This window comes from Rathayibacter sp. AY1C2 (assembly GCF_002931195.1).
Classification (GTDB): Bacteria; Actinomycetota; Actinomycetes; order Actinomycetales; family Microbacteriaceae; genus Rathayibacter.
Genome location: NZ_PSWG01000038.1, coordinates 1 through 6,139, shown reverse-complemented (window position 1 = coordinate 6,139; position 6,139 = coordinate 1). Strand labels below are relative to the sequence as shown.

Genomic DNA, 6,139 nt, shown 5'->3' with positions numbered 1-6,139 from the left:
CCTCCCGCACCCCCGCACACCCTCAGCCTCACGCGAACCGCCCCGCCACCTCCGCCAGGCACTCCCGGAACACCCGCACGGCCGGCGACGCCAGCTGCGCCTCGCGCTGGGCGGTGAAGATCGTGCGGCGGGGCGTGCCGGGCAGCTTGAGGAGGCGGCAGTCCGGCGCCTCGCCCGCCCAGACCAGGTCGGGCATCAGGGCGACGGCGTGGCCGGAGGCGGCGAGTCGGATCTGCGCCTGCAGGTCGGCGGTCTCGAAGCGGACGTCCGGCTCGAAGCCCGCGACCCGGCAGGTCTGCTCGGCGAAGTGGCGGCTCGCGGTGCCGCGCGGCTCCATCACCCAGGCGGAGTCGCGGGCCGAGGCGAGGTCGACGACGGCGGAGTCGCGGCTCACGGCGAGGCGGATCGCGTCGGTCGTCAGGTCGCTGCGCACCAGTCCGGGCAGCCAGGAGGTCGAGTGGCCGGGGTACTGCTCGGCGACGACGAGGTCGAACTCCCGCGCCCACGACGTCTCGTGCAGAGCGCCCTCCGGCTCGCGCTGCACCATCTCGATCCGCACCTCCGGGAAGCGGTCGGCGACGGCCCGGAGCGCACCCGGCATGAGCGCGAGCGCGGCCGACTGGAACACCGCGACGCGCACCCGCCCGGTCACCGACTCCCCCGAGGCCGCGAGCGCCGCCTCCGCCCGCTCGAGCAGGGCCATCACCTCGCCGGCCGCCTCGACCAGGATCTCGGCCTGGGGTGTGAGCTGCACGCGCCGGCCCGCCTTCCGCAGCAGCTCGACGCCGGCCTCGCGCTCGAGCACGGCGAGCTGCTGCGAGACGGCGGAGGGACTGTAGGCGAGGGCCTCGGCCGCGGCGGCGAGAGTGCCGCGGATGGCCACCTCGCGGAGCAGGACCAGGCGGCGGACATCGAGCACGGCGTCTCCCCGATCGTTCAGCTGAGCTGACCGGTACCGGTAAGAAACGGTCGCTTCTGCTCAACGGTAGTCGGTCGAATACTGAAGGCACCCACCTCAGAGCAGAAGGACCGCACCATGACGGATCTCGCCAGCCCCGCTCTCGCCACCGGCCCCGCCGCCGACGGCCCGTCCGCCGATTCGATCGATCCCCGCCTGGTCGACGAGAGCGTCGCGCTGGTGCGGCGCTGGCTGCGCGAGGCGTCCGCGATCCCGATCGACGCCTCCGGGGCGCAGCTGGCGGGCGTGCTGAAGGACCCGGCCGGCCTGGACTTCACGGTCGGCTTCGTCGACGGCGTCGTCCGACCCGAGGACACCCGCGTCGCGGCGGCGGCGCTGAAGGCGATCGCGGGCGGCGTGCCGTCCTTCCTCCCGGCTCCGATGCGCGGCGCGGTCGCCCTCGGCGGCGTCATGGCGCCGCTCCTCCCGGACGTCGTGGTGCCGATCGCGCGCCGGGTGCTGCGACGGATGGTCGGCCACCTGATCATCGACGCGACCGACTCCCGCCTGGGCCCGGCCATCGCCGCGATCCGCCGCGACGGCGTCCGGCTCAACATGAACCTGCTCGGCGAGGCCGTCCTCGGCCGCGAGGAGGCCCACCGCCGCCTGGAGGGGACGCACCGGCTCCTCGCCCGCGACGACGTCGACTACGTCTCGATCAAGGTCTCCTCGAGCACCGCCCCGCACAACCCGTGGGCCTTCGACGCCGCGGTCGACGACATCGTGGAGGAGCTGGCGCCGCTGTTCGCCCGGGCCGCCGCGTCCTCGCCGCAGAAGTTCGTCAACCTCGACATGGAGGAGTACAAGGACCTCGACCTCACCATCGCGGTCTTCACCCGCATCCTCGACCGGCCGGAGTTCCTCGGCCTCGAGGCCGGCATCGTGCTGCAGGCCTACCTGCCGGACGCGCTCTCGGCGATGATCCGCCTGCAGGAGTGGAGCGCCGCCCGCCGGGCCCGCGGCGGCGCCGGCATCAAGGTGCGCCTGGTCAAGGGCGCGAACCTGCCGATGGAGCAGGTCGAGGCCTCGGTCCACGGCTGGCCGCTGGCGACCTGGAGCAGCAAGCAGGACTCCGACACGAACTACAAGCGCGTCGTCGACTACGCGCTGCACCCGGAGCGGATCCGCAACGTGCGGGTCGGCGTCGCCGGGCACAACCTCTTCGACGTCGCGTACTCGTGGCTGCTCGCCGGCACCCGCGGCGTCCGCGAGGGGATCGAGTACGAGATGCTCCTCGGCATGGCCCAGGGCCAGGCGGAGGCGGTGCGCCGCACGGTCGGCTCGCTCCTGCTCTACACGCCGGTCGTCGCGCCGGCCGAGTTCGACGTGGCGATCGCCTACCTGATCCGCCGGCTGGAGGAGGGCGCGTCGAGCCAGAACTTCATGTCGGCCGTCTTCGAGCTCGAGGCCGACCCGGCGCTCTTCGCGCGGGAGGAGGAGCGGTTCCGCGCCTCCGTCGCCGCCCTCGACGGGGCCGTCCCCCCGGCGCACCGCGTGCCCGACCGGTTCGCCGCGAGCGGCCGTCCGGGACCGGGCGACTTCCGCAGCACCCCCGACACCGACCCGTCCGTCGCCGCGAACCGCGAGTGGGCGCAGGCGATCCTCGCGCGCGTCCCCTCCTCCCGGGCCGGCGCCGACGCGATCGAGGCCGCCACGATCGGCACCCTCGACGAGCTGGAGTCGGTGCTCTCCGGCGCCCGCGGCAGCGGCTGGAGCGACGTCCCGGCCGAGGAGCGCGCCCGCATCCTGCACCGCGCGGGCGACGAGCTGGAGGCGCGCCGCGCCGAGCTGCTCGAGGTCATGGCGGCCGAGGGTGGCAAGACCCTCGACCAGGGCGACCCCGAGGTCTCGGAGGCCGTGGACTTCGCCCACTACTACGCCGAGCGCGCCCTCGAGCTCGACGCGCTCGACGGCGCCCGCTTCCACCCGGCCGCGCTGACCCTGGTCGCTCCGCCGTGGAACTTCCCGGTCGCGATCCCGGCCGGCGGCGTCCTCGCGGCGCTCGCGGCCGGCTCCGCCGTGGTGCTGAAGCCCGCCGGTCCGACCGCGCGCTGCGGCGCCGTGGTGGCCGAGGCGCTGTGGGCGGCGGGCGTGCCCCGCGAGGCCCTGCGCCTGCTCCGCCTGCCGGAGGAGGAGCTGGGGCGCGACCTGATCGCCTCCCCGCAGGTCGACCGGGTGATCCTCACCGGCGCCTACGAGACGGCGGAGCTGTTCCGCTCCTTCCGGAACGACCTCCCGCTGCTCGCCGAGACGAGCGGCAAGAACGCGATCGTGGTCACCCCCTCGGCCGACCTCGACCTGGCGGTGAAGGACGTGGTGGCGAGCGCCTTCGGGCACGCGGGCCAGAAGTGCTCCGCCGCCTCGCTCGTCGTGCTGGTGGGCTCCGTCGCGCGCTCGAAGCGGTTCCGCGCGCAGCTGCTCGACGCGGTCTCCTCCCTCACGGTCGGCTACCCGACCGATCCCGCGACGCGGATGGGGCCGGTGATCGAACCCGCCGAGGGCAAGCTGCTGCGCGGCCTGACCGGGCTCGGCGCCGGTGAGACCTGGCTGCTGCAGCCGCGGAGCCTCGACGACTCCGGACGCCTGTGGAGCCCCGGCGTCCGCGACGGCGTGCGCCGCGGGTCCGAGTTCCACCGCACCGAGTACTTCGGGCCGATCCTCGGGATCATGACGGCGGCGACCCTCGACGAGGCGATCGCGATCGTCAACGAGGTCGACTACGGGCTCACCTCGGGCCTGCACGCGCTCGACCCGGAGGAGATCGGCACCTGGCTCGACGGGATCGAGGCCGGCAACCTCTACGTGAACCGCGGGATCACCGGGGCGATCGTGCAGCGCCAGCCGTTCGGCGGCTGGAAGAAGTCGGCGGTCGGCCCGGGCACCAAGGCGGGCGGGCCGGACTACCTGCTCGGCCTGGGCTCCTGGACCGCGGCGCCGTCGGAGGCTACCGCTCCGGTCGTCGGACCGGCCGCCCGCCTGCTCGCCGCGTCGCGCGCGGAGCTCCCGGCGGAGGAGCACGCCGCGGTGGAGCGGACGGCGCGCAGCTGCGCGGCGGCGTGGGCCGCGGGCACTCCTCGCGACGTGACGGGGCTGGAGGCGGAGCGCAACGTCTTCCGCCGCCTGCCCTACGACTCCGCCGTGCTGGTGCGCCTGGCCGCCGGGGAGCCGCTGGGCTCGCTCGTGCGGGTGGCCGTCGCGGCGGCGACCGCGCAGGCACGGGTGGTCGTCTCGAGCGCCGCGGCGCTGCCTCCGCAGCTCGCCGCCGGTCTCGACGAGGCGGCCGGCGCCGTCGTGGTCGAGGACGACGCGGCGTGGGAGGCGCGGGTGCGCGCGCACGGCGCCGGACGGGTGCGCCTGCTGGGCGCGTCCGCCGCGACGGTGACGGCCGTGACGGGCGGGCGCCCCGACCTCGCGGTCTACGCGGGCGCGGCGACCGAGGCGGGCCGGCTGGAGCTGCTGCCGTTCCTCCGCGAGCAGGCCGTGTCGATCACGGCCCACCGCTTCGGCACGCCGGACCACCTCACGGACGGGCTGCTCTGACCGGCGTGATCCGACCGGCGTGATCCGACCGGCGCGGTCCGACCGGCGTGATACGACCGCCTGCCACGAGGTGCCGCTCCGGTACGCCCGCTCCGGCGTGTCGCTACCGGAGCGGCGTCTCGCGGAGAGGGCGACGGAGGGACGACCGGGCGGAGAGGGATCAGCCGCAGGCCGCACGTCAGTCCGCGTCAGCTCCGCGGCGGGTCCGCAGGGGTGGAGCGCGCGTCGTTGCTGGCGCGCGGGCCCTCCGGGAGGAGCGCGGCGCGTCCCACGCCCGATCGACGGCGGCGGCCGGGGTCAGCAGGATGTGCGCATGACCCGCCAGGAGAACGGCCGGCGCACCGCCGCGCCCGCCCGCGCGCCACGCACGCGCCCGCGCCCGACCGTCGGCTCCGCCTTCGACCCGCGGTCGAACAGCATCAACGCCCTGCGGCTCGGGCTGGCGGTCCTCGTCATCGTGTCGCACTCCTTCCCCCTCGGCGGCTACGGCGACGACCCCGGGTTCGGCGGCTCCACCCTCGGCGCCTGGGCGGTCGGCGGGTTCTTCGCCACCTCCGGCTTCCTGATCACCGCGAGCAGGCTGCGCTCGCGATCGCTGGTCGACTTCCTCTGGCGGCGCTTCCTCCGCATCTATCCCGCCTTCCTCGTCTCGCTCCTGGTCGTGGCCTTCGTCGCCGCACCGCTCGCGTCGCTCCTCCTCGGAGCCGGCGAGTACAGCGCGGCCGGGGCGGTGCGCTTCGTGGTCGCCAATGCGGCCCTCTACATCCGGGAGTACGGGATCGCGGGGATGCTCGGCTCCGTGCCCTACCCGGGCGCGTGGAACGGCTCGCTCTGGAGCCTGTTCTACGAGTTCGTCAGCTACGTCGTGATCGGCCTGCTCGTCTCCCTGGCGCCCGCGCGCTGGGTGCGCCCCCTCGTGGTCGCGGGATTCGCGGGCCTCACCCTCGTCGCGGCGGTGCTCGCGACGGACCTCGTCCCGTTCCCGGCGCCCCTCAACCAGACGGTGACGCTCGTCGGGTACTTCCTCGCCGGCGCGCTCGTGCACCTGTACCGCGACCGCCTCCCCCTGACGGGCGCGCTCACCGCTGCCGCGGCCGTGCTGCTCGTCCTCGTGATCGCGGCCGGCCTCTACCGCGTGCTCGCCGGCCTCCCCCTCGCCTATCTGATGGTCGCGCTCGGCGCCAGGCTCCCCCTGCGTCGAGTGGGCGCGACCCACGACGTCTCCTACGGGATGTACATCTACGCGTTCCCCGTGCAGCAGCTGCTCTCGCTGGCGATCGTCGGAGCCGGAGCCGACGTGCCGCTCTGGGCGTACATCGCGCTCTCGGTCGCAGCGACGGTCCCCCTCGCGTGGGCGAGCTGGCTGCTGGTCGAGCGCCCCGCGATGCGGCTGAAGCGCCTCACCGCCCGGGCTCCCGTCGACGTCGAGGGCCACGTCCTGCGCTGAGGCCCGGAGCCGCGAGCCCGGAGCCGAGAGCCTGCGGCCGAGAGCCGAGCCGAGAGCACGGAGCCGCGAGCCCGGAGCCGTCCTCGCACGTCCGCCTGCCCGCAGCCGTCCCTGCCCGGTCGCGCCCCCGGAGCCGCCCGCCCGCAGCACCCGTCCGGCGCCGTGCGCGCGCACCCGCGCCTCCCACGCCGCGT

Annotated in this window: 3 protein-coding genes; 2 read left to right on the top strand and 1 reads right to left on the bottom strand. The window is 75.2% G+C overall.

All coding sequences use genetic code 11. The features are described from left to right. Window positions 1-28: 28 nt before the first annotated feature. The gene (locus C5C55_RS16110) at window positions 29-919 is read right to left on the bottom strand and encodes a LysR family transcriptional regulator (RefSeq protein ID WP_104234616.1); all 891 of its coding nucleotides are present in this window, start codon (window positions 917-919) and stop codon (window positions 29-31) included. 117 nt (window positions 920-1,036) lie between these two features. Here C5C55_RS16110 and C5C55_RS16105 point away from each other — a divergent pair, with 117 nt between their 5' ends. Beyond that, window positions 1,037-4,498: a bifunctional proline dehydrogenase/L-glutamate gamma-semialdehyde dehydrogenase gene (locus C5C55_RS16105; RefSeq protein WP_104234615.1), complete on the top strand. Its 3,462-nt coding sequence runs from the start codon at window positions 1,037-1,039 to the stop codon at window positions 4,496-4,498. Between the two features lie 313 nt (window positions 4,499-4,811). Next, window positions 4,812-5,945 carry an acyltransferase gene (locus C5C55_RS16100; protein WP_104234614.1) on the top strand — a complete coding sequence of 378 codons (1,134 nt, stop codon included), beginning with the start codon at window positions 4,812-4,814 and terminating at the stop codon, window positions 5,943-5,945. The last annotated feature ends 194 nt before the right edge of the window (window positions 5,946-6,139 follow it).